This is a genomic window from Billgrantia sp. NRB1, assembly GCF_056921725.1.
Map to the genome: position 1 here is coordinate 3,799,910 of NZ_CM167783.1, position 23,054 is coordinate 3,822,963.

The following is a 23,054-nucleotide window of genomic DNA, read 5'->3' on the forward strand; positions in this document are numbered from 1 at the left end:
AAAAAAATGGCGCACCCCCGAAAGAATGCGCCCAGATACCCACTCGTATGACTCAAACAGCCACTTCATGATAGCCGGCCCTCCGGCAGTTTTCAAACGTTTGTTTTATTGCAGTCGCAGAAAACCGCCCAGAGCGCCCCATGACGGGGTCCCGAGGCGGGTGCTATGATCGGTTTTCTCATACTAATAACTCTGACTCGCACCAACAGCACAGTGAGGAAAGCGGCTTGTCTCATTTACCGGTGATCGTCGGCATGGGCGGCGTCAATGCCGCCGGACGCACGTCTGGCCATCAAGCATTTCGTCGCACCGTGATCGATGCCCTGACCGAAGACGACCAGCAGGCGCTGCTGCTGGGTCTGGCCTCCCTGATGGGGCTGGGCAGCCACCGGGACGGCGCCTGGCACACTGCCGACGGCGAGCCCGTCGACGCCGCCGAGCTGGCCGAGGGGTGTCGCGCCCAGATCATGGACCACACCCTGATCCGGCGCATCGAGGATCCGCGTTTCAACGAGGCGGGGCTGCCCGCCAACCGTCGGGCCAGCCTCGGCCTGGAGGCTCCCCTCACCTTTCGCGTGCGCCGCCGCCAGCTGCCCGATCAGGTACCGCCCACCTGGCAGGTCCGCGAAGTCGATCGCCAAACCCTGGAGGTGACGGTGCCCGCCGGCCCTCTCGATGTGCTGCTGCCGGAGACCCGCCCCGCCCAGGTGCGCGCCGCCGGCCAGCTGCCCAGCGGTTTCGACCCCAGCCGCCACTACCGCAGCGTGCACCATCCCCGCGGCCTCTCCATGGCGATCTTCGCCGCCAGCGACTGTTTGGGCGACAGCGGACTCTCCTGGGACGCATTGCGCGACCGCCTCGACCCGGACCAGGTCGCGGTCTATGCCGGCAACTCCATCGGCCAGCTCGACGAGGAGGGCTGGGGCGGCCTGCTCAAGAGCTTCGTCTCCGGCAACCGCGCCACCTCCAAGCAGATGCCGCTGGGCTACGGCCAGATGCCCGCCGATTTCCTCAACGCCTATGTGCTGGGCAGCGTGGGCGGCACCGGCGCCGCCCTGGGGGCCTGTGCCAGCTTCCTCTACAACCTGCGCCTGGGCATCGAGGACATCCGCAGCGGCCAGCGCCGCGCGGTCATGGTGGGCACCGCCGATGCGCCGGTGACCCCGGAGATCATCGAGGGGTTCCGCGCCATGGGCGCACTGGCCGATGACGACAGCCTCAAGGCGCTGGACGCCCTGGAGCTGCTGACCGACGCCGACTACCAGCGCGCCTGCCGCCCCTTCGCGCGCAACTGCGGCTTCACCATCGCCGAGTCCAGCCAGTTCGTCCTGCTGATGGACGACAGCCTGGCCCTGGAGGTGGGCGCCGAGATACTCGGCTGCGTACCGGCCGTCTATGTCAACGCCGACGGCTGGAAGCGCTCCATCTCGGCACCGGGCATCGGCAACTACGTCACCCTGGGCAAGGCCGCGGCCCTCGTTCACGACATGCTCGGCGGCGAGGCACTGCGCCAGCGCAGCTTCCTGCATGCCCACGGCACCAGCACGCCCAAGAACCGCGTGACCGAATCCCATGTCTTCGACCTGGTGGCCCGCGCCCACGGCATCGAGTCCTGGCCGGTGGCGGCGGTCAAGGCCTTCGTCGGCCACTCCCAGGGGGGCGCCGCCGGCGATCAGCTGGCCAGCGCCCTGGGCAGCTTCGCCTATGGCCTGCTGCCGGGCATTCCCACCCTCGACGCCGTGGCCGAGGACGTCCACGCCGAGCGCCTCGCCTTCTCGCGCACGCCGCGCGCCTTCCAGGCCGATGCCGCCCTGATCAACGCCAAGGGCTTTGGCGGCAACAATGCCACCGGGGTGGTGCTGTCGCCGTCGGTCACCGAGCGGCTGCTGGCACGTCGGCACGGGGAAGCGACGTTAGCCGCCTGGCGCGAGCGCCGCGAGGCGACCCGCGAGGCGCGCCAGGCCTATCTGGCGCGCGCCGATCACGGCCACTATCTCGCCCGCTATCGCTTCGGCGAGGGCGTGCTCGAGGGGCCGGAGCTGGAGGTCAACGCCGATCATATCCGGATTCCCGGCTATGCCCGCCCCGTTTCCCTGGCGCCGGACAACCCCTTCGGCCGCCTGGACGACTAAGCGCCGGCGGCGGCCGATATTGTCGGCCGAACCGCCGGCGGTTACCCTGACCTACCCAGCCAGCCGTTCCAGCGAGCAGTGTACGAATGAACATCGCGGTCTATCCCGGCACCTTCGACCCCATCACCTATGGCCACTTCGACCTGATCGAGCGCGCCTCGCGGCTCTTCGACCGGGTGGTGGTGGCGATCTCGGCGAGCCCCGGCAAGGGCCCGGCCCTGGCGCTGGAGACCCGCATCGCCCTGGCCGAGGAGGTGGTCGAGGAGCTTACCAACGTCGAGGTGATCGGCTTTTCGGGCCTGCTCACCGACCTGCTGGCCGAGCAGCAGGCGCGCATCATCCTGCGCGGCCTGCGTGCGGTCTCCGACTTCGAGTACGAGCTTCAGCTAGCCAACATGTATCGCGCCCAGGTCCCGGAGCTGGAAAGCGTCTTCCTGACCCCGGCGGTGGAGAACTCCTATATTTCCTCCACCATCGTGCGCGAGATCGCCAAGCTTGGCGGCGACATCTCCCGCCTGGTGCATCCCAGGGTCGCCGAGACGCTGCGCAGCCATTACAATACCTGACTGAAACACTCGGCAATACGCCACCAACCGCAATATCCTCGGGCCGGGCGCGACTGCCCATAGGCCCACTCGTGAGGTAGCCCATGGCCCTGCTGATCACCGACGAGTGCATCAACTGCGACGTCTGCGAACCCGAATGCCCCAACGGCGCCATCTCGCCGGGGGAGGAGATCTACGTCATCGACCCCGACCTCTGCACCGAGTGCGTCGGCCACTACGACGAACCCCAGTGCCAGCAGGTCTGCCCGGTGGACTGCATCCCCCTGGACCCGGAGCGCCGCGAGACCCACGACGAGCTGATGGCCAAGTATCGCCTGATCACCGCCGCCTGAGCGGCATCGCCCCGCCCTGACGCCCTACAGCTCGTCCGCGCGCCGGCTGACGGTACACCCCAGACAGCGACGGAAGGTCGCCTCGGCCGGCGTCTTGATCAGCGCCTCGGCGGCGGGGCCCACGTTGCCGCCCAGCGCGGTGAACGGCAGCGACACCAGAAATACCGCCGTGCCCCCCAGGGTGGCTGCAGCCAGCAGCGGGCGCGCCACCAGCGCATCGACCACCATGGCCCCGCCGCTGGGCTGGGCTTCCAGATGCTGCTGCTGCGCCAGCGCCGGCAGACTGCCCGCAAGCGTCACCAACGCTACTGCCGCCGCCATCAGCGTCTTGCGTATCGTGTTCATTGCCCGCTCCCTCGCTTCTACCACTAGCCGCTACATGACCCCACATACCAGTACGTCATTCATTCGGCTCACTCAACTTGGTTTTCAACACCATCAAGACTACAGTTTGTCACAAGGCCTTACAATCTTAGCCGGCACTCATGCCATAGACCCTTCCCTAAACGGGCTACAACCTGGCCCTGCATGCAATGGAGAGCATCATGAAACGTCTTGTCGCCATCGCCATTATGGCCGCCCTGGCCAGTACTCCCGCCCTGGCACAGAGTTATCAGCCTGATCCCCATACGGGCCTCTATCTGGGCGCCGGCCTAGGGCAGTCCAAGCTCGATAATGATTCTCAGGACTTCCTTAGCAGCATGGGTGCCAGCACCGATGATACCGATACAGCCTATAAACTATTTGTCGGCTATGACTTCAATCCCAACTTTTCCGTGGAAGCCAGCTATGTAGATTTTGGAAAATTCACCGCTGACCTGGGGCCAGAATCACTCAGGGCTAGCGCAGACGGATTCGGGGTTGCCATGCTGGGCAGGCTGCCAATCCAGAATGGGTTTGGCATTTACGGCAAGGTCGGCCTGATCGCTTGGGATGGGGATGCAAGGTATCGTGACTCGTCTACGGGCACCGTGATTCGGGACGGGGTGGACAGTACCGATCCCTTCTACGGTATTGGTGGCGAATATGTGGTCGACCAATTCATGGTGCGTGCTGAATACGAGTATTTCGATCTACGTGACAGCGGAGAAGACTTCACGATTGAGCTGATTTCTGTTGGTATCGGGTACCTCTTCTGATCCCCCCGTAGGGCTTGCCCCAGACGCCCCGCCGCCGTGCGGGGCGGTTGCGTTCCTGACAGGGGGGCGAGAAGATAGCCGGTTTGACCGCCCGCAGGCTTGCCGTGACTTCAGCCACCGCTCCCCCCGAGGCCCCACCCGCCGACGCCTCTCGCCGACGCATCTGGACCCTGGCCTGGCCGATCATCCTCTCCAATATCACCGTGCCTCTGCTGGGGCTGGTGGATACCGCCGTGGTCGGCCACCTGCCGGACTCCCGCTACCTGGCCGGAGTCACCCTGGGCGCCACCCTGTTCAGCTTCCTCTACTGGGGCTTCGGCTTTCTGCGCATGGGCACCACCGGCCTGACCTCCCAGGCGGTGGGGCGCGAGAGCGACAGCGAGGTGCGCAACCTGCTGGGCCAGTCGCTGCTGCTGGCGGCAGGCATCGGGCTGCTGCTGATTCTGTTCTCCCAGCCGCTGATCGCGCTGGGCCTGTGGCTGCTCGACGGCAGCGAAGTGGCCACCGCCGTCGCCGCGGAGTATGCCCAGATCCGCATCCTCTCGGCGCCGGCAGTGCTGGCCAACTACGCCATCCTCGGCTGGTTTCTCGGCCAGCAGAACTCGCGGGTGACGCTGGCCATCCTGATGCTGACCAACGGCGTCAATATCGCCCTGGACCTGCTGTTCGTGGTGGGGCTCGGCATGACCAGCGACGGCGTGGCCTGGGCCTCGGTGATCGCCGACTACACGGCGCTGGCGTTCGGCGCCACCCTGGTGATGGGCCAGCTCAGGCGGCTCGAGGGGCGCTTCCTGCGCGAGCGGCTGCTGCGGCTGGCCGCCTACGCCGAACTGTTCCAGGTCAACGCCAACCTCTTCGTGCGCACCCTGGGGCTGCTGTTCGCCATGGCCTTCTTCACCTCCCGCGGCGCCGTGCAGGGCGACACCGTGCTGGCCGCCAACGCCGTGCTGCTGCAGTTCATTATGCTGACCAGCTACGCCCTGGACGGCTTCGCCCACGCCGCCGAGGCGATTACCGGCCGCGCCGTAGGCCGCCGCCGCTGGGACGAGTTCGGCCAGGCGGTGAGAAGTGCCGCCTGGTTCTCGCTGATCACCGCCGGCGCCGCCTCCCTGGCCTTCGCCCTGGGCGGCCACCAGCTCATCGCCCTGCTCACTGGCCTGCCGGAGGTGCGCACCACCGCCGCCTTCTACCTGCCCTGGATGGTGGCCATGCCGCTGATCGCGGTCTGGAGCTACCTGTTCGACGGCGTCTTCATCGGCGCCACGGCGATCCGCGAGATGCGCAACAGCATCTTCGCCGGCCTGGCCGTCTATCTACCGGTGTGGTGGCTCAGCCAGGGCCTGGGCAACCACGGTCTGTGGCTGGCCTTTCTGACCTTCGGCCTGGTGCGCTCCGCGGTGCTGGCCGGGTACTACTTGCGCTATCGGCGCACACGCTGGCGCTACCGCCCCTTTGACAGCGGCACGCCGGGCGGGCAACGTTGACCGGGCAAACCGTGCAAGCTTCTGAGACTGCGCTATTTTTTCTCAGACGACCCGTAGGAACACCGTTTACAACAGAGAACAAGCGAAACCGCCATGCTCAAGATCCTTTCCCGACCGGCCGTGCGGCTGGTCGAACGCTACCTGCCCGATCCCTACATCTTCGTACTGCTGCTGACCGTGATCGCCGCCGCCGCCGCCATTGCCGTGGAGCGCCAGACGCCGCTGGCGGTGATGCGCTTCTGGGGCGACGGTTTCTGGAACCTGCTGACCTTCTCGATGCAGATGCTGCTGGTGCTGGTGACCGGCTTCATGCTGGCCAGCTCACCGCCGGTCAAGCGCCTGCTGCAGCGCCTCGCCGCCCTAGCCAAGAACGCCGGCGGTGCCATCGTACTGGTGACCCTGGTCTCGCTGGCGGCCAGCTGGATCAACTGGGGCTTCGGCCTGGTGGTGGGGGCGCTGTTCGCCAAGGAACTGGCGCGGCTGGTGCGCGTCGATTACCGGCTGCTGGTGGCCAGCGCCTACTCCGGCTTCGTGGTCTGGCACGGCGGCCTGGCCGGCTCCATTCCGCTGACCATCGCCACCGACGGCCATTTCACCGCCGATCAGATCGGCGTGATCGGCACGGGCTCGACCATCTTCTCGTTCTTCAACCTGGCCATCGTGGTCTGCCTGTTCATCAGCATCCCGCTGGTCAACCGGCTGATGCTGCCCGATGAGAAGGACAGCGTCTACGTGGACCCCAAGCTGCTGGGGGAGGCCCCCGAGGCCAAGGTGCGCATCACCCGTCCGGCCGAGCGCCTCGAGAACAGCGTCACCCTGGCCTGGCTGGTGGGCATCCCCGGGGTGATCTTCCTGCTCGACCACTTCCTGCTGCGTGGCGGCGGACTGAACCTGAACATCGTCAACTTCATGTTCCTGTTCCTGGCCATCGTGCTGCACCGCACACCGCGCAGCCTGCTCGAGAGCCTGCACGAGGCGATCAAGGGCGGCGCCGGCATCGTCATCCAGTTCCCCTTCTACGCCGGCATCATGGCGATCATGGTGCAGTCGGGGCTGGCGGAAACCATGTCGGAGTCGCTGATCGGGTTCGCCACCGAGACCTCGCTGCCGTTCTGGTCCTTCATCAGCGCCGGTATCGTCAACCTCTTCGTGCCTTCCGGCGGCGGCCAGTGGGCGGTACAAGCGCCGGTCATGCTGCCGGCCGCCGAGGCACTGGGCGTGGATGTCTCTCGGGTGGCCATGGCGGTGGCCTGGGGCGACGCCTGGACCAACCTGCTGCAGCCGTTCTGGGCGCTGCCGGTGCTCGCCATCGCCGGACTGAAAGCCAAGGACATCATGGGCTTCTGTCTGATCCAGCTGTTTATCACCGGCGCCATCATCGCCGTGGGGCTGACCTGGTTCTAACCCCATCAGGCGGCGGTTAGCGCCTCGTCCCCAGGCCGCGGGACGAGGCGCTATGCTCTGAAAAACACTCGCGAGGAATACCGCAGATGGAAGCCTACGACCTGCCCGGCCAGCATGAACTCTCGATGACCGTGCTAATGACACCCGACATGGCCAACTTCAGCGGCAAGGTGCACGGCGGCGCCATCCTCAAGAAGCTCGACGAGGTGGCCTACGCCTGCGCCAGCCGCTACTCGGGGCACTATGTGGTGACGCTGTCGGTGGACCAGGTGCTGTTCAAGCAGCCGATCCACGTCGGCGAGCTGGTGACCTTCCTGGCCAGCGTCAACCACGTGGGCCGCTCCTCCATGGAGATCGGCATCAAGGTGGTCGCCGAGAACATCCGCGACAAGGTGATTCGCCATACCAACAGCTGCTACCTGACGATGGTGGCGGTGGACGGCCACGGCAAACCGGCCCCGGTGCCGCCGCTTACCCTGGCGACACCGCAGCAGAAGCTACGCTTCGAGAAGGCCGCGCTGCGCAAGAAACTGCGCAAGCAGGCCGAAGAGGAGGAGCGTCGCACCCAGGCGGCCCACGATGACCAGTGATCCCCTCTCTTAAGGAAGCGCTGAACAAATCGCCGAGCGAGATGAAGCGCAAGGCGCCCGGAGCACAGGAACCGGAGCATATGGGGTATATGTGAGGATTCCGCCGGTCCGACGCCTCGGCACCGCGCAACGTAGCGATTCGCTCGCGCAGGCATTTGTGCAGTGTTTCCTCAACCGCAGCCGATTGCGGTGATTCTGCCCGCCTCATCCAGGCGGACGTTGAGCCGGTCGGCGCGGTATTCCATGGTGTAGGCGTGACCGGGGCGCATCACCCGCAGCGCCTCGGCACCGCTCTCTTGCTGAAGCACCTCACCGAGCGCCTCACTGTAGGAGTCGCCGATGTGCGCCTGAACGCGCTGGGCCCCGCAGGGGTCATCCTGGCGGTCGGCGGTGGGCGGCGGCGGGGCCGGCTCGTGGGGCGGCGGCGTGGTGGGCATGGCGCAGGCCGTAAGCATCAGGGCCGCGCCGAGCGGCGCGGCGAATCGGTACCACATGAGGCGTCTTCCTGTGACAGTGAATTCGGCACCGGCATCCCCGGCGCCGCTGGAAAGGCTCAGTAGGTGGAGCGCTCGATCGCCTCACCGCCCTCCTGAATGTCCTGGCCGGCACCGCGAATGGTATTGCAGCCACCCAGCAGCGACAGGGCGAAGAGTGCCACCAGTATCAGCGCGAGCATCCGTCTCATGATTGCCTCCGATCTCGAGTCAGGGGGAACATCGTTCACTTTAGCATCGATGGCGGAAAATCGCCCCGCACCTCCGGCACTATGCCATCATGCAGGCAGCGTCCCGGAATCACAGGCCAGAATCACAGGAGAGTGCCATGCCCCCCTTCGAGCCGGATGAGCGCCTGGTGGCCGACAGCTACCCGGTCACCGAGCTGCCTCTGTGCCAGCTGCGACTGATGGACGACGCCCGCTTTCCCTGGCTGGTGCTGATCCCCCGTCATCCCGGCATCCGGGAAGTCTTCGAACTCGATGAGTCAGACCAGCAGCAGCTATGGCGAGAAGCCAGCCGCATCGGCCAGGCGCTGATGCGGAGCCTCGAGGGGGACAAGCTGAACGTGGCGAGCCTGGGCAATCAGGTCGCCCAGCTGCATGTCCACGTGATCGTGCGCCGCCGCGATGACGATGCCTGGCCGTCACCCGTGTGGGGACATGGCACGGCGGTTCCCTACGACCTGGACGGCCTGGCTGCCATGCGCGACCGGCTGCTGGCCCAGCTCGAGGGGCTCGAGCTGGGCTAGCCTCCGAAGGGGCCGGTCCGCGGCGTCGCCTCCCCGCTGCGGGAGGGCGGCTCGCCCAGCAGTGGCGCCGAGCCGGGCTGACTGACTCCGGTCACCGACAGCGACACCCCCAACACCAGGATCGCCAGGCCGCCTCCCAGGGCGGCCCAGCTCAGCAGGCGACCGGCGCGCTGTGCCCCGCCCTGACGCGCCAGTCGCCGCTCCGCCCAGCCGCGGGCCATGACGCTGGCTAGCGCCAGCCCCGAGACGGTGAGCGCCGTGCCCAGCGACATCACCAGCACCGCCGCCACCCCGACCACGAATTGGCCGAGCAGGCTCGCCGCTCCCAGCAGCAGCACGGCACCGCTGCAGGGTCGCATGCCGATGGCCACCACCGTTGCCAGAGCGGTGCGCCAGTCGGCGGCCTGCTGCGGATCCAGATGATGATGGCCGCCGCAGCAGTGGTCATGGGCATGAGCGTGACCCTCGGCACGGGGGGCCGGCGACGCGCGGCGCAGCTGGCGGATCGCCCGCAGGCACAGCCAGGCCCCCAGCAGCGCCACCATCAGGAAGCTGGCCTGCTCGACCCACACCACGCTGCCCATGGCCTGACGGGTCACCCAGCCCAGCCCATACACCAGCACGACCACCAGGCCGATGGCCATCATGCCCTGCAGCAGGGAAGCGGCGAAGGAGAGCCCCAGGGCACGACGCACGGCGCCCCCCTGGGACAGCAGGTAGGTGGTCAGCACCGCCTTGCCGTGGCCCGGCCCGGCGGCATGAAAGACCCCGTAGCCGAAGCTGATCCCCAGCAGCACGGCCCAGGTGGCGGGGGACGGCGCGCCGGAGAGCTCGGTGATCGCCAGGGTCAGCGCCCGATGCAGGTCCCGCTGCCAGGCCACGATCTGAAAGCTCAGCGACTGAAAGCCCCCCTGGAAGGCCAGGTGGAAAAGCAGCGCGGCCAGCAGCAGCGCAACGGCTGCCAGCCACCACTTGCCGCTCACGCGGCGAAGCGCTACTCGCATGTCACCTCCCCGGTCTCGGCAAAGTGGCGCCCGAGGCCCGGCGCGGCCTCGTCGGTGATATCGAGCATCGCCGCCTCCATGACTCGCTCCGGGTCCGGGTCGGCGGGCACGATGCGCGTGCTGCAGGCCAGGTCACCGCCCACCACCAGGGCATCGTCCAGCGGCGTATTGCCCTCGGCCTCATGCACCACCTCCAGGTAGTAGGTGGGATCGAAGACCTTGTAGTGGAGGGTCCGCTCCTGCAGGGGCTGCGGCGTCGCCAGCGGCAGCAGGAAGATGAACTCGATGCGCCCGCCGCGCGACATCACGGTGTACTCGCTGACCTCGCCCAGGGCCAGCCGCTCACCGCCCAGCCGCAGCTCGGTAAAATAGTCGTGGGGACGCAGGTTCTCGCGGATCTCGGCGCCCAGCTGGTCGAGCCCGGCTTCGATCCCGCCACCCCCGGCGGCATGCTCCAGCTCCTCGAGAATCACCAGGCTGTAGAAGGGGTCCATCCGCCAGGCCTGGTGCAGGCCCTCCAGGCGCCCCTGGTCATCGACCACCAGCCGCATGCGCATATCGATCCAGCCGTGCGGGTGCGCCAGGGCCAGGCCCGGCACGAGCAGCAGGGCAGCGGCCAGCGCGGTGAGCCCGCGCCAGCGTCGCAAAACGAGACAAGACAGTGTCATGGTGGTGCAGGGACTCCCGATAGTGAAACAGCTACCTCTATTGCGCCCAGGGCCCCAGCCCCAGGCGCGACTCGAGATCCGCAAGCAGCGGGTCGAGCAGGTGCGGCGGCAGCGGCCGCCCACCGCGCGTCGCCGTCAGGCTGGCACGAGCTCCCTCGCCCTCTGCCGTCACCGTCAGCTGGACGCGATAGCCCGGCCAGCGCGACAGCACGGCCTCGGCGCGGCCCAGCGCGGGGTCGGCATGGCGGATCACGTAGCCCTGCTCGGCCAGCAGGTTGATCCCCTCGCGCAGGGTGGCCTCCGGAGAGGCGGCGTAGGCGAGCTCCCGCGGCTCCGGGGGCGTGGCACCACCGGCCGCACAGCCGGCCAGTCCGGTCGATAGCAGCACAACGAGCAGCCAGCGCCTCACAGGACCTCCCCGGGTTCGACCCGCTCCAGCGCCTCGCGCAGCTGCCGACAGAAGTCGGCATCGCTGGCGCTGCGTGAAGTGCGCTGATCGCCCTGCCAGTCGATCACCTGGAGATCCCGGCTGACCCGGACCGCCTGGCCATCAGCCACCAGCGAGACCCGCTCCAGCCGCGTGGCGTCGGCGGGCCGAGCATAGCCGACGCTGCCGAACCCGACCATCACGCCGGTAGAGAACCCCGCGCCACGCCCCACCCCGTAGCTGCCAAACCAGGTGGGCCGCGACCAGCTGTCGTAGGGGTCGCCGTAGCCGTAGACACGACGTCGGCGCTCCGCGCTGATCACCCCTAGCTCGGGGGCGGTATGGCGCACCTCGAAGCCCTCCTGCTCGAAGACCTCTGCCGCCCGACGCACCCACTCCACCGGCGACGGCTCGCTGGCCTCCCAGCGGCACGCCGCGGCCGGCCGCGGCTCGGCCGCGGGCAGCACGGTCGGCGTGGTCTCGCAGCCGGCCAGCACCAGCACAATGGGCATCGGCCACCAGGGGCGCATGGCATGTCTCCTGAGCAGATTTCCTTCGTCTTGCCGGCAGTCTACGCTGGCCCGGGCGCCATGCAACCACCCGCCGAGCCAGCCTCGACCCGATATCAACGCCCCCTTCAGAGTCCCGTCGGCGCCAGGGGTTCCTTGACCCGCCACAGCGGGTGGCAAAATGGCGCAGCCCCTTGAAAACCGAGCCGCCAGCCGGCATCCCATGGGGAGACGCTATGGCGGCGATGGCAAGATTTGGCTTACCCGCCATCCGGCAAGCCCTTACACTGGGCCCGTCGTTTCGGACCCTATCGCGAACAAGGAGGCACTCGCATGACCGACACCAATGCCATCGGCCTGCATCAAGGCAGCGCCAGCCAGCTGGCCGACAAGCTCAATGCCCTGCTGGCCAACTACCAGATCTTCTACATGAACGTGCGCGGCTACCACTGGAACGTGAAGGGCCCCCAGTTCTTCGAGCTGCACACCAAGTTCGAGGAGTTCTATACCGACCTGCTGGTCAAGGTCGATGAGGTGGCCGAGCGCATCCTGACGCTGGGGCACACGCCGGTGCACGCCTACAGCGACTACGTGGCGATGGCCGAGATTCGCGAAGACAAGGAAGTACACGACGGCGAGGCCTGCGTGCGCGGCGTCCTCCAGGGATACCAGACCCTGATCGAGCTGCAGCGCGAGATCCTCGCCCTGGCCGCCGACGCCGACGACGAGGGCACCGCCGCCCAGGCCGGCGACTACATCCGCGAGCAGGAAAAAACCGTATGGATGCTTAACGCCTACCTGGGCTGAGCCGCCCCCCTCGGCTGACCGTGACGCCGCCCGTGCCGGGCGGCGTCTCGCTATGCGGGCAACTCAGCCCTCGGCCAGCTCCTCGACCAGCGCCCTGAGCAGCGTCCAGAACTCGCTCACCGACGCCAGCTCGACCCGCTCATCGGGCGAGTGGGCGCCGCGGATCAGCGGACCGAAGGAGATCATCTGCAAACCGGGGTATTTGCCGGCGAGAATGCCGCACTCCAGGCCGGCGTGGATCACCTTGACCGCCGCCTCACTGCCCAGCTGCTGGCGGTGCAGGCGACAGAAACGCGTCAGCAGGGGGCTGTCGGGCGCCGGCGTCCAGCCCGGATAGACGTTCTCGACCCGGGTGTGCGCACCGATCAGTTCGAACAGGGCGCGAAACCGCTCGGCGATGTCCTGCGCGGCGCTGTCGCGCAGCGAGCGCACCAGGGCGCAGAGATGGAAGCGGCCGTCCTCCAGGCTGACCACTCCCAGGTTGTTGGAGGTTTCCACCACCCCGTCCAGCTCGGGGCTCATGCGCTCCACGCCGCAGGGCGCAGCCAACAGCGCCGCCACCAGCATGCGGCTGGCGTGGGCGTTGAGCGCCTGGGCGGGGGGCGACATCAGCGGGTGCAGGGTCAAGGACAGGCCGTCATCGACGCCGGCCAGCTCACCGCGCAGCTCCTGCTGCAGGGCGGCGACCCGCTCGCCGGCCGCGGCCGCCTCGTCGGCAGGCAGCACCAGGGTGGCGAACGCCTCGCGGGGCAGGGCATTGCGCAGGGTGCCACCATGGTAGTCCACCAGACGCGCATCGAAGGCCTCCAGCGAGCGCAGCACCCGCACCAGCAGGCGGTTGGCGTTGCCGCGACCGCGATGGATATCGATGCCCGAGTGTCCGCCCACCAGGCCGGTCAGCGACAGCCGCAGAGCCACCTCGTCCTCAGCCAGCGGGGCAGTGGGCAGCGCCGCCTCGACCACCACGTCGGCGCCGCCGGCGCAGCCGATGAACACCTCGCCGCGATCCTCGGAGTCCAGGTTCAGCAGCACCTGGCCCTCGAGCCAGCCCTCCGCCAGGTTCAGGGCGCCGCCCATGGAAGACTCTTCCTCCAGGGTGAACAGCGCCTCCAGGGGCCCGTGGGTCAGGCTGTCGTCTTCCAGGATGGCCAGGGCCGCCGCGACTCCCAGGCCATTGTCGGCGCCCAGGGTGGTATGGCGGGCATGCAGCCAGCCGTCGGCCACATAGGTCTCGATGGGGTCGCGGGTGAAATCATGGGGGTGGTCGGCGTTGGCCTGAGCCACCATGTCCAGATGCCCCTGCAGGATCACCCCGGGGGCGTGCTCATGGCCAGGCATGGCCGGCTTGCGCAGGCGCAGGTTACCGTGGGCGTCGCGATCATGCGCGAGCCCCCGGGCGTCGGCCCAGCGCTCGAGCGTGGCGACCAGTTCGGCCTCGTGGCCGGAAGGGCGCGGCGTGTTGCACAGGGTGCGAAAGTGGCGCCACAGCGGCTGCGGCGAAAGCTGCTCGAGGTGTTCGTTCATGGCGAGTCTTCATCGAGGTTAACCGCGCTACCTTACCGGGCAAACCGCGTCGGGAAAAGCGCTCAGTCGTCCGCCTCGGCCCCGAGCATGGCGGCCACCGCCTGGCGCAGCTGTGCCATGGCCTGGCGACGCCCGGCCACCCCCAGCTGCGCCGCCAGCCAGGTCGGGTCGCGGCCCTGGAAGGCCCAGGCCACCAGCCAGGCGAGCGCCGGGGCAGGGTCGGCGTCGAGGATCCGGCGACGCAGCAGCGCCTGCAGCGCCGGGCGGACCGTGGCCGGCTCCCGCCGGCCATAGGCGACATCGGCAAGGTCCTGGCGATCGCGCGCCGACAGCCTGGGCCGCGCCCCCTCGGCGAGCAGCGCCAGCGCCACCTGCGGATCGAGCGCCTTCAGCTCGAAGGCCAACAGCGCCGGCAGCAGGCGTTGAAAGTCCGCCGTCAGCGACTCGGCCAGGGCCTCGCCCCGGACACTGGTAGACATGACCACCATTAACGCATGCTCGCCGGTGGCGGTCTCTCGCGAGAGCCCCAGGCGCACCGCGCGAAAGCCCAGCGCCCGCCAGAAGGCGATCAGCTGAGGCTCGGCGCCGAAGCTGGCTCCCACCAGATCGATACCCGCCTCCCGCGCCGCCGCCAGCTCTGCCGTCAGCAGGCGGCGCCCCAGCCCCTCCCGGCGTCGCTCGGGGTGCACGGCGATACGCTGCACCCGCCGCAGTCGTGCGATCAGCGCCTCCCGGCAGCCGGCGTGGGCCGCCAGCGACTGCGCCAGCAGGTGGCCCGGCGGCCGGCGCTCGCCGCGCGCCACCCGCTCGGCCAGGGCGGCAGAAAAACCGCCCTCGTCGCCGACCACCGCCACCGCCTGGGGGCGCGCTTCGGCCTCCAGGGTGGCAATGCGCAGTCCCGGGGCGTCGAGCAGGCGCCGCAGATCGCTGGGCGTGGTGCGGTAGTGGGCCTGGACCAGCAGGCCGAAGAGGTCGCGCAGCGCCGACTCCCGGCAGGCCAGGTCGTCGCGGGACCAGCGCCTGAGCGTAAGGCGCTCCGCCGGGGCGGGTGGCGGCTCGGCATCCAGCAGCAGCAGGTCGGCCAGGCGCCGCTCCAGCGGATCACCCGCCGCCCAGCGTACCGGGGCAGCCAGATGCATCTCCCGCCAGTCGGGGGTCTGGCGCCTCAGGCGGTCGCGAAAACGCAGCGCGAAGCCGCGTCCCGAGCCTTCGTAGCCGTGCACCGTGGTGGCGAAGGCGATGCGCGGGAAGGCCGCCAGCCACTGCCCCAGCAGGGCAGCGGGAATGGCCGCCGCCTCGTCCACCAGCAGCAGCGTGCCGGGCCCGCCCGCCTCGCCTCGCTCGGCCAGGGTCGCCAGCTCGTCCGGGGCGCAGAACTCCACCCGGCCGCCTTCCGGGTCTAGGAAGACATGGTTCTGCAGAGCTCCCGCCGGGCGTAGCCGCTCGAGCCGCTCGAACAGCGCCGCCACCGCCGCCGGCCGCGGGGCGGTGATGCGAATCCGCCGCTCGCCGGCGGCCAGCAGCCGCGCACAGGCGATCCCCAGGGCCGCGGTCTTCCCGCGGCCCCGATCGGCGGTCAGCACCAGGGGGCGGCGGCGCCGCAGCTTGACCAGGCCGGCGACCGCCGCGGCCTGGTCGGCGGTCAGACAGTCGGGGTCGGCGCGCGTCGCCGGCATCCGGGGCGAGGCGTCGGGCAGCGCCGGCAGGCGAAGTCCAGCCGCGCTCCAGCAGGCGATCTCCTCGGCCGTCGTTAGCCTCCGGACAAGGCGCGCCAGATAGCGCGAGCCGCCGTCATCCGGCGCATCGCCGGGCGCTTCCCAGCAGGGCGGCGTCAACAGCAGCAGCAGACCGCCGGCCCGCAGGGTGCCGCCGAGGGCACCGAAGGCGTCCGGGTCGAAGCTGACGTCACCGGAGGCGGCATCGACCACCAGCAGATCCTGCTCGCCCCCCAGGCGGCTGCGCGCCTGCGAGGGGGGCAGCACCGCCTCCGCCTCGAGGGTCGGCGGCGCCACGTCCGACACCCAACAGGGACGGCGCCAGCCGCCCCCTCGCCACAGCGCCAGCGCACGTTGGCGGGCATCCGCCGGCTCACCGCGCACCCACACCAGGCCTCGCCAGCCAAGCTGCCCCAGCTGGTATGACCAATTGAGCAAAGAGTCCGTCTCAGATTCCATTAGCCACCTCGCCACCCGCTGAACACCCTCGCCTTTCGACGGAAAAAGCATCCCCTGCGCTTAGCCATTGGTCGCACCCATTGGCTCGACAGCAACCGTAAGCCTGCTAATTCTGGCGCAAAGTTCCTCGACGTTCCATGCAGGACGACCATAGTTCCGGCGTCGTTCCGAGAATTTGCCTCATCGATCCGAATGCCGCGTCGCAGCAGTCGCATTGCCATTATTGGTATTACCAATTTTCCAAACTTGAGCACTCCGCAGGCCGCCTATAGTCTCTTTCCTCGGAACTAGGCCTTTTCCTACAACAATACCCGTCACAATGAAGTGGAGTCGCGTCTATGCAAGCCTCATCCGGCCGCCGTACGTCCGTTCGTTTCGCGCTCAGCGGCACTGCCGCTGCCATTATCCTCGCCGGCGCCACCCTGGCCAGCACCGCCAGCGCCCAGGAGCGCGTCCGCTGGCAGGTCCCAATCGCTTTCCCCTCCCACCTGGTCGGCCTGAGCACCCCGGTGGTGCATCTCTCCGAAAGCCTGGAGGCCATTTCGGGAGGCAACATCAACCTGCGTTACTACGAGCCGGGCGAGCTGATCCCGCCCTTCGAGATCCTCGATGCGGTATCGGAAGGTCGCTATCCGGCCGGCTTTACCTGGGTGGGATACGACCAGGGCAGCATCCCTTCGCTGCCGCTCTTTGCCGGCGCCCCCTTCGGCTTTGAGCCGCCGGCCTACCTGGCCTGGCACTACCACGGTGACGGCCACGAGCTGCTCAAGGAGATCTACGAGCCCTACGACGTGCATCCGCTGCTGTGCAGCATGATCGGCCCCGAAGCGGCGGGCTGGTTCGCCGAGCCGCTGGAGTCGCTGGACCAGATCGACGGCCTGCGCATCCGCTTCGCCGGCATCGGCGGGCGAGTGATGGAGCGCCTGGGCGCCTCGGTGACCATGCTGCCCGGCGGCGAGCTCTACCAGGCCATGGAGCGCGGCACCATCGATGCCACGGAGTTCTCCGCGCCGGCCGTGGATCGCATTCTCGGCATGCAGGAGATCGTCAACAACTATGTCCTGCCGGGCTGGCACCAGACCTTTACCACCGCCCACCTGCTGATCAACAAGGATGCCTGGGAGGCCCTTGAGGACACCACCCGCGCCCAGATCGAGCTGGGCTGTCGCTCCGCGACCCTGTTCGGCTTCGCCGAGAGCGAGTGGGAGAACCCGCTGGCCCTGCGCGACTTCCAGGCCGAGGGGGTCAACGCCCAGGTGCTGCCGGAGGAGATCCTCGAGGCGCTGCGTGAGGTCACCTACGAGGTCCAGGCCGAGATCGCCGCCGAGGACGAAATGTTCCGTCGCGTTCTGCAGAGCCAGCAGGACTGGATGCGCATTCACGGCGACTGGCACGTCAAGGGACACCTGCCGCGCGAACACTTCGCACCCGACAGGGTGCAGCAGCTCGACTGAGCACCGCTCGGATGAGCTCGACCGGAGGGCCTGCCCAGGCTCTCCGGTAGTTTTTGCCCCCTCAGGCCCAGAGAGCCCTTCATCATGTCGACCCACGTTTCAGACTCGCCGGATCCCCGTGATCTACCCACCAATGCGCTCAGCCATCGGCTGGACATCACCGTTGCCACCATCGGCAAGCTGCTCTCCTGGCTGTGGCTGGCCACCCTGGCAGTGGTGCTGACCAACGTCTTCAGCCGCTTCATCCTCGGGCGCGGCTCCATCGCCCTGGAAGAGCTCTCCTGGCACTTCTTCGGCGCCACCATGATCCTGACCCTGGCCTACGCCGTGGTCACCGATGACCACGTGCGCGTCGACGTGCTGCGGGAGAAATTTTCGCTGCGCTTCCAGGCCTGGGTGGAACTGCTCGGCATCGTGCTGCTGATGCTGCCGGTGCTCTATTTCATGATCGACAACCTCATCGAGTACGCCTATCGCTCCTTCACCCGAGGCGAGCGTTCCCAGGCGCCCAGCGGCCTGCCCTACCGCTTCATCATCAAGAGCACGCTGCCCATCGGCATGGCCCTGATTGCCATTGCGCTCTCGTCGCGGGCGCTGCGCTGCTGTACCTATCTTTTCCGCTTTCCGCGGGAGCTTCACCTGCGTCGCCCGAGCGACTTTCGCTAACGCGGATCAGCGAGGATCATCATGGGTCTTGAAGAACTACTCGTCATCGGCATGTTCGCCGGTTTCATGGGACTGCTGCTGCTTGGCTTCCCCGTCGCCTGGTCGCTGGCCGGCATCGGCTTTCTGTTTGCCATCATCGGCCACGTGCTGGTCGAACACTTTCACGCCGACCTCTGGTTCTCCTGGGGCGGCACCATCGGCGTGCTCGACCGCCGGCTCTACGGCATCGTCGCCAACGAGCTAATGGTGGCACTGCCGCTGTTCATCTTCATGGGCATCATGCTCGACCGCTCCGGCATCGCCGAGCGGCTGATGAACTCCCTGGTCCGCGTGCTGGGCGGGCTGCGCGGCGGCTATGCCGTCACCGTGGTCATCGTCGGCGTGCTGCTGGCCGCCTCCACCGGCATCGTCGGCGCCTCGGTGGTACTGCTCGGCATGCTCTCCATCGGCCCCATGCTGCAGGCCAAGTACAACAAGTCGCTGGCCGTCGGCACCGCCTGCTCGGTGGGCACCCTGGGCATCCTGGTACCGCCGAGCATCATGCTGGTGCTGATGGCCGACCGCCTGGGTACCTCGGAGGCCTCGGTGGGCCGGCTGTTCATGGGGGCGCTGATTCCCGGGATCATGCTGGGGGTAATGTACATCGCCTATATCCTGATCGCCGCCTATATCAAGAAGGACCTGGCCCCGGCACCGGAGAACCGCAAGCCGCTCAACGCCCGTGCACTGTTCGAGGTGCTGATTGCCGTGCTGCCGCCCATGGCGCTGATCGTGGCGGTACTGGGCTCGATCTTCACCGGCTTTGCCACCACCACCGAGGCCTCGGCAGTGGGCGCCCTGGGTGCCATGCTGCTGGCCCTGTTCAGCCGCCGACTGAGCTTCGAGGTGGTCTCCAAGGCGCTCTACCAGACCACTCGCACCACAGCCTTCATCTTCGGCATCTTCGTCGGTGCCACCATCTTCGCCGTGGTGCTGCGCGGCCTGGGCGGCGACGACGTGATCCGCGATGCCATCACCGGCCTGCCCTTCGGGCCCGCCGGCGTGGTGCTGACGATCATGCTGGTGGTGTTCCTGCTGGGCTTCTTCCTCGACTGGGTCGAGATCACCCTGATCATTCTGCCGCTGGTGGCGCCGGTGGTCTTCAGCCTGGGGGTCGACCCGGTATGGTTCGCCATCCTCTTCGCCATCTGCCTACAGACCTCCTTCTTGACGCCACCGGTGGGGTTCGCGCTCTTCTACATCAAGGGGGTCTGCCCGCCGGGAATCGTCACCCGGGACATCTACCTGGGCGTGGCGCCCTTCGTGGCCCTGCAGCTGCTGGGGCTGGCGCTGGTGTTCTTCTACGAGCCGCTGGCCACCTGGCTGCCCGGCCAGGTCTACGGCGGCCGCTAGGAGCCCTCCTCCACAGCGACCGCCCCAAAGACGGCATCCACCGGCTCGAGCCGCTGGATGCCGCCACCGCAAGGCGCTTCAACTTTGGTCGAACGCCAAGCGGCCTTTCAACGCTGGAAACGCCACCAAGCCCCTTTCCATCAACCGCTCACTCGATCATAAGAATATGATTAACAAGCACAAAGCCTGACTCCACCGCCCCCTCTTTGCTGTCGAGCAAACGCTCGACTGGGTTTCGGTGACGTCTATCGATTGCCGCCATGTGAGCGTGCTAGCTTGTGTCTTGACGCCGAGCTGTGCAGCTGGTCAATACCGACCGCGACGCCACCGCGATACGCCACCTCGGCACGAGTTATCCAATCGACGACACAAGAAACACGAAGGGAGCTCCACATGAAGATGATGACCAAGTTCGCCCTCACCGGCCTGGCGGCCGGCGTTGCGATGGCCGCCCTGTCGTCCACCGCCCAGGCCCAGGAGCGCTGGACCATGACCTCCACCTGGCCGGACAGCATCGATCTGATCGAGATCGATCGCCACTGGGTGAACCTCGTCAATCAGATCGCCGGCGACGAGCTGGAGATCGAGTTCCGTGCCGGCGGCACCCTGATGCCTGGCACCGAGGTGTTCGACGCCACCGAGACCGGCAGCATCGAGGCCGCCGGCGACTGGCCCGGCTACTGGGCCGGCCGCAACCCGGCCTTCTCGCCGCTGGCCACCACCACCATGCTGTTCAACGGCGTGGATTACCTGAACTGGATCCAGCAGTGGGGCGGCTGGGATCTCTACCAGGAGATCTACGGCCAGTACGACATGGTCTATCTGCCCTACGGCATCACCAATAACGAGTCGGGCTTCATGGGCCGCACCCCCATCGAGAGCCTGGCCGACCTGGATGGCAAGCGCCTGCGCCTCTCCGGCCGCGACCAGGGTCGCGTACTCGAACAGCTGGGCGGCTCCCAGGTGACCCTGGCCGGCGGCGAGATCTACCAGGCGGTGGAGCGCGGCGTGGTCGACGGCGCCGAGTTCTCCACGCCGGGCGTGGACTACAACGCCGGCTTCGCCGAGGTGGTTGAGTACTGGTCGGTGCCCGGCTGGCACCAGTCGGCCAGCGTGTTCGGCGTAATGATCAACAAGGACGCCTGGGACGCCCTCTCCGAGGAGACCCAGCAGAAGCTGAAGATCGCCGCCGACGCCACCATGGCCTGGTCGCTGGCCTGGTCCGAGCGCGGCTCCACCGAAGGCACGGTCAACTTCATCGAGGCGGGCGTGGAGATCAACCCGCTCCCCGAGGAGGACCTGGCACGCATTCAGGACATCACCAACGAGGTGATCCTGCGCGGTGCCTGCGAGCATCCGGACCACGCCAAGGTGTACCACTCCATGATCGGCTACCTGGAGCACTATGCGAACTGGCGCGATATCTCCGCGCCGTTCAACATGAGCCGCACCATGGACAACCTGCCGTCCCTGGAAGAGATCGAAGCCTGCCTGTAAGGCGCACCTCAGCCGCCCCGGCCTCGCCCGGGGCGGCCTGCGTTCCGACGTCGGAGACTGATCCATGAATGCGATTGCCAAGGCGATCGACACGCTCAACGAGGTGCTTGGGCGAGTCATCGCACCGCTGATCGCCATCATCACCCTGGTGGTGCTCTACGATATCGCTTCGCGCCTGTTCACCGGGCGCCCCAGCGACTGGGCCTTCGACATCACCAAGATGCTGTTCGGCGCCCACTTCATGCTGATGGCCGCCTATGGCCTGCGCCATCACGCCCATGTCGAGGTCGATGTGCTCAAGCGCCTGCTCTCACGCAAGAAGCAGGCCGCCGTCGAGATCCTCGGCTATCTGCTGTTCTTCGTGCCCTTTATCTGGATGCTGCTGCCGCTGGGCTGGAACTTCTTCATGCGCTCCTTCAGCCGCGGCGAAACCACCTACGGGGTCGTGTCGATTCCCGTTTATCCGGTGAAAGGCGTCATCGTGGTGGCCGCCTTCCTGATCCTGCTCCAGGCCATCGCCATCGTCATCCGTGCCATCCAGCAGCTGCGGGAGGAAACCGCATGAACCTGAGTCCCGAACTGCTGACGCTGTTCATGTTCGGCGGGCTGCTAATCGGCCTGTTCATGGGCCATCCGCTGGCCTTCGTGCTGGGCGGCGTCGCCGTCATCGGCGCCTACCTGGGCCCCGGCGAGCGCATACTCGCCAGCATCATCAACAACATCTACGGCAACGCCATGGACAACTATGTCCTGGTGGCCATCCCGCTGTTCGTGCTGATGGCGCGCTTTCTCAATGACTCGGGGGTCACCGAGAAGATGTTCGCGGTGATGCGCCTGCTGCTGGCCAACCTGCGCGGCGGCCTGGCGCTTACCGTGGTCATCGTCTCGGTGATGCTGGCCGCCACCACCGGCATCGTCGGTGCCTCCATCGCAGTGATGGGCATGATCGCCCTGGCGCCGATGCTCAAGCACGGCTACAACAAGGAGCTCAGCTCGGGCGTGATCATGGCCAGCGGCTGTCTGGGTATTCTGATCCCGCCGAGCATCATGCTGATCCTGATGGCCAGCTACTCGCCGGTGTCGGTGGGCGCCCTGTTTGCCGGCGCCCTGGTGCCGGGACTGATGCTGGGGGCGATGTATGCCCTCTACGTGCTGGTGATCTGCTACGTCAAGCCGAGCTACGGCCCGCCGGTGCCCGCCGAGGAGCGCGCCGAGACCAGTACCGGCCAGCTGCTGGTCATGCTGGCCAAGTACGTGCTGCCGCCGATGACGCTGATCCTGGGCGTGCTGGGGGCGCTGTTCACCGGGGTGGCCACCGCCACCGAGGCCTCGGCCATCGGCGTGGGCATCGCCTTCCTGCTGTTCATGATCTTCGGCGACCGCAAGCTCAAGACCTGCTTTCGCACCCTGATCGAGGCCAGCAAGACCACCACCATGGTGATGCTGGTACTGGTGGGCGCCACCGCCTTCACCGGGGTCTTCTCCCGCGGCGGCGGCATGACGGTGATCAGCGACCTGGTGATGGCGATGCCCGGCGGTACCACCGGGGCGCTGATCCTGATGCTGTTCCTGGTGTTCCTGCTGGGCATGTTCCTCGACTGGACCGGCATCGTGCTGCTGAGCTTCCCGATCATGCTGCCGATCGTCCAGCAGATGGGCATCGACGTGCTGTGGTTCGTGGTCATGGTGGCGGTGGTACTGCAGACCTCCTTCCTCACCCCGCCGTTCGGCTATGCGCTGTTCTACTTGAAGGGCGTGGCCCCCAAGGGGGTGGAGATCGTCGACCTCTACAAGGCGGTGCTGCCCTTCGTGGCGCTGATCGTGCTGGCCTGCCTGCTGATGGCCTTCTTCCCGGCGCTGGTCACCGGCCTGCCCTCGATACTGGTCGGCTACTGAGCCCAGCGCCTGCCCCCCATGAGCGCCCGCCATCCTCTGGATGGCGGGCGCTCTCTTTATGGGTCGGAAATTTGACCGAGGTCATAAAAATCTTTCCGCGTATCATTACCATTTGCAGGGAGTTGCTTTTTTGCTATCGTGCCG

Annotated in this window: 24 protein-coding genes; 15 read left to right on the forward strand and 9 right to left on the reverse strand. The window is 67.4% G+C overall.

Features of this window, described 5'->3' with window-relative positions:
• The first annotated feature begins 254 nt into the window (after positions 1–254).
• The 3 genes from ACZIYR_RS17345 (at position 255) to ACZIYR_RS17355 (ending at position 3,030) form a co-directional block, all read left to right on the forward strand.
• Complete coding sequence (locus tag ACZIYR_RS17345; protein WP_483529100.1) at positions 255–2,132, forward strand: beta-ketoacyl synthase; 1,878 nt, start codon at positions 255–257, stop codon at positions 2,130–2,132.
• 86 nt (positions 2,133–2,218) lie between these two features.
• A complete protein-coding gene (gene coaD, locus ACZIYR_RS17350; protein ID WP_473031629.1) occupies positions 2,219–2,698 on the forward strand; it encodes a pantetheine-phosphate adenylyltransferase in 480 nt (159 codons plus the stop codon).
• A gap of 83 nt (positions 2,699–2,781) precedes the next feature.
• The gene (locus ACZIYR_RS17355; RefSeq protein ID WP_483527534.1) at positions 2,782–3,030 is read left to right on the forward strand and encodes a YfhL family 4Fe-4S dicluster ferredoxin; all 249 of its coding nucleotides are present in this window, start codon (positions 2,782–2,784) and stop codon (positions 3,028–3,030) included.
• A gap of 24 nt (positions 3,031–3,054) precedes the next feature.
• Here ACZIYR_RS17355 and ACZIYR_RS17360 read toward each other — a convergent pair whose 3' ends face one another.
• Positions 3,055–3,375, reverse strand: coding sequence for a hypothetical protein (locus tag ACZIYR_RS17360; RefSeq protein WP_483527535.1), 321 nt, complete (start codon positions 3,373–3,375; stop codon positions 3,055–3,057).
• A gap of 200 nt (positions 3,376–3,575) precedes the next feature.
• Here ACZIYR_RS17360 and ACZIYR_RS17365 point away from each other — a divergent pair, with 200 nt between their 5' ends.
• The 4 genes from ACZIYR_RS17365 (at position 3,576) to ACZIYR_RS17380 (ending at position 7,647) form a co-directional block, all read left to right on the forward strand.
• On the forward strand, positions 3,576–4,169 hold the full coding sequence (locus tag ACZIYR_RS17365; protein ID WP_483527536.1) for a porin family protein: 594 nt from the start codon (positions 3,576–3,578) through the stop codon (positions 4,167–4,169).
• Positions 4,170–4,273: 104 nt separating this feature from the next.
• Positions 4,274–5,653, forward strand: coding sequence for an MATE family efflux transporter (locus ACZIYR_RS17370; RefSeq protein ID WP_483527537.1), 1,380 nt, complete (start codon positions 4,274–4,276; stop codon positions 5,651–5,653).
• Between the two features lie 93 nt (positions 5,654–5,746).
• Positions 5,747–7,057, forward strand: coding sequence for a short-chain fatty acid transporter (locus ACZIYR_RS17375; RefSeq protein WP_483527538.1), 1,311 nt, complete (start codon positions 5,747–5,749; stop codon positions 7,055–7,057).
• Positions 7,058–7,143: 86 nt separating this feature from the next.
• The gene (locus tag ACZIYR_RS17380) at positions 7,144–7,647 is read left to right on the forward strand and encodes an acyl-CoA thioesterase (RefSeq protein ID WP_473031632.1); all 504 of its coding nucleotides are present in this window, start codon (positions 7,144–7,146) and stop codon (positions 7,645–7,647) included.
• Between the two features lie 170 nt (positions 7,648–7,817).
• Here the strand turns inward: ACZIYR_RS17380 and ACZIYR_RS17385 are convergent, their stop codons facing one another.
• Positions 7,818–8,141, reverse strand: a complete 324-nt coding sequence (locus ACZIYR_RS17385; RefSeq protein ID WP_473031633.1) for an I78 family peptidase inhibitor — start codon at positions 8,139–8,141, stop codon at positions 7,818–7,820.
• 59 nt (positions 8,142–8,200) lie between these two features.
• Positions 8,201–8,332, reverse strand: a complete 132-nt coding sequence (locus ACZIYR_RS17390) for an entericidin A/B family lipoprotein (RefSeq protein ID WP_473031634.1) — start codon at positions 8,330–8,332, stop codon at positions 8,201–8,203.
• Positions 8,333–8,469: 137 nt separating this feature from the next.
• Between ACZIYR_RS17390 and ACZIYR_RS17395 the strand changes: the two genes are divergently transcribed.
• Complete coding sequence (locus ACZIYR_RS17395; protein ID WP_483527539.1) at positions 8,470–8,892, forward strand: HIT domain-containing protein; 423 nt, start codon at positions 8,470–8,472, stop codon at positions 8,890–8,892.
• Here ACZIYR_RS17395 and ACZIYR_RS17400 read toward each other — a convergent pair.
• Genes ACZIYR_RS17400 through ACZIYR_RS17415 form a run of 4 tightly spaced genes read right to left on the reverse strand, consistent with a single transcriptional unit; the run spans position 8,889 to position 11,521 of the window.
• Positions 8,889–9,896, reverse strand: a complete 1,008-nt coding sequence (locus ACZIYR_RS17400) for a nickel/cobalt transporter (RefSeq protein ID WP_483527540.1) — start codon at positions 9,894–9,896, stop codon at positions 8,889–8,891. The genes ACZIYR_RS17395 and ACZIYR_RS17400 overlap by 4 nt on opposite strands.
• A complete protein-coding gene (locus ACZIYR_RS17405; protein ID WP_473031639.1) occupies positions 9,887–10,564 on the reverse strand; it encodes a DUF1007 family protein in 678 nt (225 codons plus the stop codon). Before ACZIYR_RS17405 ends, ACZIYR_RS17400 begins: the two co-directional genes overlap by 10 nt.
• A 37-nt stretch (positions 10,565–10,601) precedes the next feature.
• On the reverse strand, positions 10,602–10,973 hold the full coding sequence (locus tag ACZIYR_RS17410) for a hypothetical protein (protein WP_473031640.1): 372 nt from the start codon (positions 10,971–10,973) through the stop codon (positions 10,602–10,604).
• Positions 10,970–11,521: a hypothetical protein gene (locus tag ACZIYR_RS17415; RefSeq protein ID WP_483527541.1), complete on the reverse strand. Its 552-nt coding sequence runs from the start codon at positions 11,519–11,521 to the stop codon at positions 10,970–10,972. The genes ACZIYR_RS17410 and ACZIYR_RS17415 overlap by 4 nt, the downstream gene beginning before the upstream one ends.
• A 312-nt stretch (positions 11,522–11,833) precedes the next feature.
• Here ACZIYR_RS17415 and ACZIYR_RS17420 point away from each other — a divergent pair, with 312 nt between their 5' ends.
• On the forward strand, positions 11,834–12,307 hold the full coding sequence (locus tag ACZIYR_RS17420; RefSeq protein ID WP_473031642.1) for a Dps family protein: 474 nt from the start codon (positions 11,834–11,836) through the stop codon (positions 12,305–12,307).
• 63 nt (positions 12,308–12,370) lie between these two features.
• Here ACZIYR_RS17420 and ACZIYR_RS17425 read toward each other — a convergent pair whose 3' ends face one another.
• Together ACZIYR_RS17425 and ACZIYR_RS17430 are read right to left on the reverse strand one after the other, a co-directional pair.
• Complete coding sequence (locus ACZIYR_RS17425; protein ID WP_483527542.1) at positions 12,371–13,831, reverse strand: aminoacyl-histidine dipeptidase; 1,461 nt, start codon at positions 13,829–13,831, stop codon at positions 12,371–12,373.
• Between the two features lie 62 nt (positions 13,832–13,893).
• Entirely contained in the window at positions 13,894–15,984 is a 2,091-nt protein-coding gene (locus tag ACZIYR_RS17430; RefSeq protein WP_483527543.1) for a GNAT family N-acetyltransferase, read from the reverse strand.
• Between the two features lie 359 nt (positions 15,985–16,343).
• Between ACZIYR_RS17430 and ACZIYR_RS17435 the strand changes: the two genes are divergently transcribed.
• The 6 genes from ACZIYR_RS17435 to ACZIYR_RS17460 all read left to right on the forward strand — a co-directional run bounded on the left by ACZIYR_RS17435 (position 16,344) and on the right by ACZIYR_RS17460 (position 22,910).
• A complete protein-coding gene (locus tag ACZIYR_RS17435) occupies positions 16,344–17,459 on the forward strand; it encodes a TRAP transporter substrate-binding protein (RefSeq protein ID WP_473031644.1) in 1,116 nt (371 codons plus the stop codon).
• Between the two features lie 84 nt (positions 17,460–17,543).
• Positions 17,544–18,125, forward strand: coding sequence for a TRAP transporter small permease subunit (locus ACZIYR_RS17440; protein ID WP_473031645.1), 582 nt, complete (start codon positions 17,544–17,546; stop codon positions 18,123–18,125).
• A gap of 21 nt (positions 18,126–18,146) precedes the next feature.
• Positions 18,147–19,517 (forward strand): TRAP transporter large permease, encoded by a 1,371-nt coding sequence (locus tag ACZIYR_RS17445; protein ID WP_483527544.1) that lies wholly within the window; start codon positions 18,147–18,149, stop codon positions 19,515–19,517.
• 393 nt (positions 19,518–19,910) lie between these two features.
• A complete protein-coding gene (gene dctP / locus ACZIYR_RS17450; protein WP_473031647.1) occupies positions 19,911–21,014 on the forward strand; it encodes a TRAP transporter substrate-binding protein DctP in 1,104 nt (367 codons plus the stop codon).
• A 64-nt stretch (positions 21,015–21,078) separates the two neighbouring features.
• The gene (locus ACZIYR_RS17455) at positions 21,079–21,579 is read left to right on the forward strand and encodes a TRAP transporter small permease subunit (RefSeq protein ID WP_473031648.1); all 501 of its coding nucleotides are present in this window, start codon (positions 21,079–21,081) and stop codon (positions 21,577–21,579) included.
• Entirely contained in the window at positions 21,576–22,910 is a 1,335-nt protein-coding gene (locus tag ACZIYR_RS17460) for a TRAP transporter large permease (protein WP_473031649.1), read from the forward strand. Before ACZIYR_RS17455 ends, ACZIYR_RS17460 begins: the two co-directional genes overlap by 4 nt.
• Positions 22,911–23,054 lie beyond the last annotated feature (144 nt).

Bases quoted from the DNA above. Each gene is read 5' to 3' on its own strand.
- ACZIYR_RS17345 (WP_483529100.1), top strand. From the start codon at position 255: ATGGGCGGCGTCAATGCCGCCGGACGCACGTCTGGCCATCAAGCATTT.
- coaD (WP_473031629.1), top strand. From the start codon at position 2,219: ATGAACATCGCGGTCTATCCCGGCACCTTCGACCCCATCACCTATGGC.
- ACZIYR_RS17355 (WP_483527534.1), top strand. From the start codon at position 2,782: ATGGCCCTGCTGATCACCGACGAGTGCATCAACTGCGACGTCTGCGAA.
- ACZIYR_RS17360 (WP_483527535.1), bottom strand. From the start codon at position 3,375: ATGAACACGATACGCAAGACGCTGATGGCGGCGGCAGTAGCGTTGGTG.
- ACZIYR_RS17365 (WP_483527536.1), top strand. From the start codon at position 3,576: ATGAAACGTCTTGTCGCCATCGCCATTATGGCCGCCCTGGCCAGTACT.
- ACZIYR_RS17375 (WP_483527538.1), top strand. From the start codon at position 5,747: ATGCTCAAGATCCTTTCCCGACCGGCCGTGCGGCTGGTCGAACGCTAC.
- ACZIYR_RS17380 (WP_473031632.1), top strand. From the start codon at position 7,144: ATGGAAGCCTACGACCTGCCCGGCCAGCATGAACTCTCGATGACCGTG.
- ACZIYR_RS17385 (WP_473031633.1), bottom strand. From the start codon at position 8,141: ATGTGGTACCGATTCGCCGCGCCGCTCGGCGCGGCCCTGATGCTTACG.
- ACZIYR_RS17390 (WP_473031634.1), bottom strand. From the start codon at position 8,332: ATGAGACGGATGCTCGCGCTGATACTGGTGGCACTCTTCGCCCTGTCG.
- ACZIYR_RS17395 (WP_483527539.1), top strand. From the start codon at position 8,470: ATGCCCCCCTTCGAGCCGGATGAGCGCCTGGTGGCCGACAGCTACCCG.
- ACZIYR_RS17400 (WP_483527540.1), bottom strand. From the start codon at position 9,896: ATGCGAGTAGCGCTTCGCCGCGTGAGCGGCAAGTGGTGGCTGGCAGCC.
- ACZIYR_RS17405 (WP_473031639.1), bottom strand. From the start codon at position 10,564: ATGACACTGTCTTGTCTCGTTTTGCGACGCTGGCGCGGGCTCACCGCG.
- ACZIYR_RS17415 (WP_483527541.1), bottom strand. From the start codon at position 11,521: ATGCGCCCCTGGTGGCCGATGCCCATTGTGCTGGTGCTGGCCGGCTGC.
- ACZIYR_RS17420 (WP_473031642.1), top strand. From the start codon at position 11,834: ATGACCGACACCAATGCCATCGGCCTGCATCAAGGCAGCGCCAGCCAG.
- ACZIYR_RS17425 (WP_483527542.1), bottom strand. From the start codon at position 13,831: ATGAACGAACACCTCGAGCAGCTTTCGCCGCAGCCGCTGTGGCGCCAC.
- ACZIYR_RS17435 (WP_473031644.1), top strand. From the start codon at position 16,344: ATGCAAGCCTCATCCGGCCGCCGTACGTCCGTTCGTTTCGCGCTCAGC.
- ACZIYR_RS17440 (WP_473031645.1), top strand. From the start codon at position 17,544: ATGTCGACCCACGTTTCAGACTCGCCGGATCCCCGTGATCTACCCACC.
- ACZIYR_RS17445 (WP_483527544.1), top strand. From the start codon at position 18,147: ATGGGTCTTGAAGAACTACTCGTCATCGGCATGTTCGCCGGTTTCATG.
- dctP (WP_473031647.1), top strand. From the start codon at position 19,911: ATGAAGATGATGACCAAGTTCGCCCTCACCGGCCTGGCGGCCGGCGTT.
- ACZIYR_RS17455 (WP_473031648.1), top strand. From the start codon at position 21,079: ATGAATGCGATTGCCAAGGCGATCGACACGCTCAACGAGGTGCTTGGG.
- ACZIYR_RS17460 (WP_473031649.1), top strand. From the start codon at position 21,576: ATGAACCTGAGTCCCGAACTGCTGACGCTGTTCATGTTCGGCGGGCTG.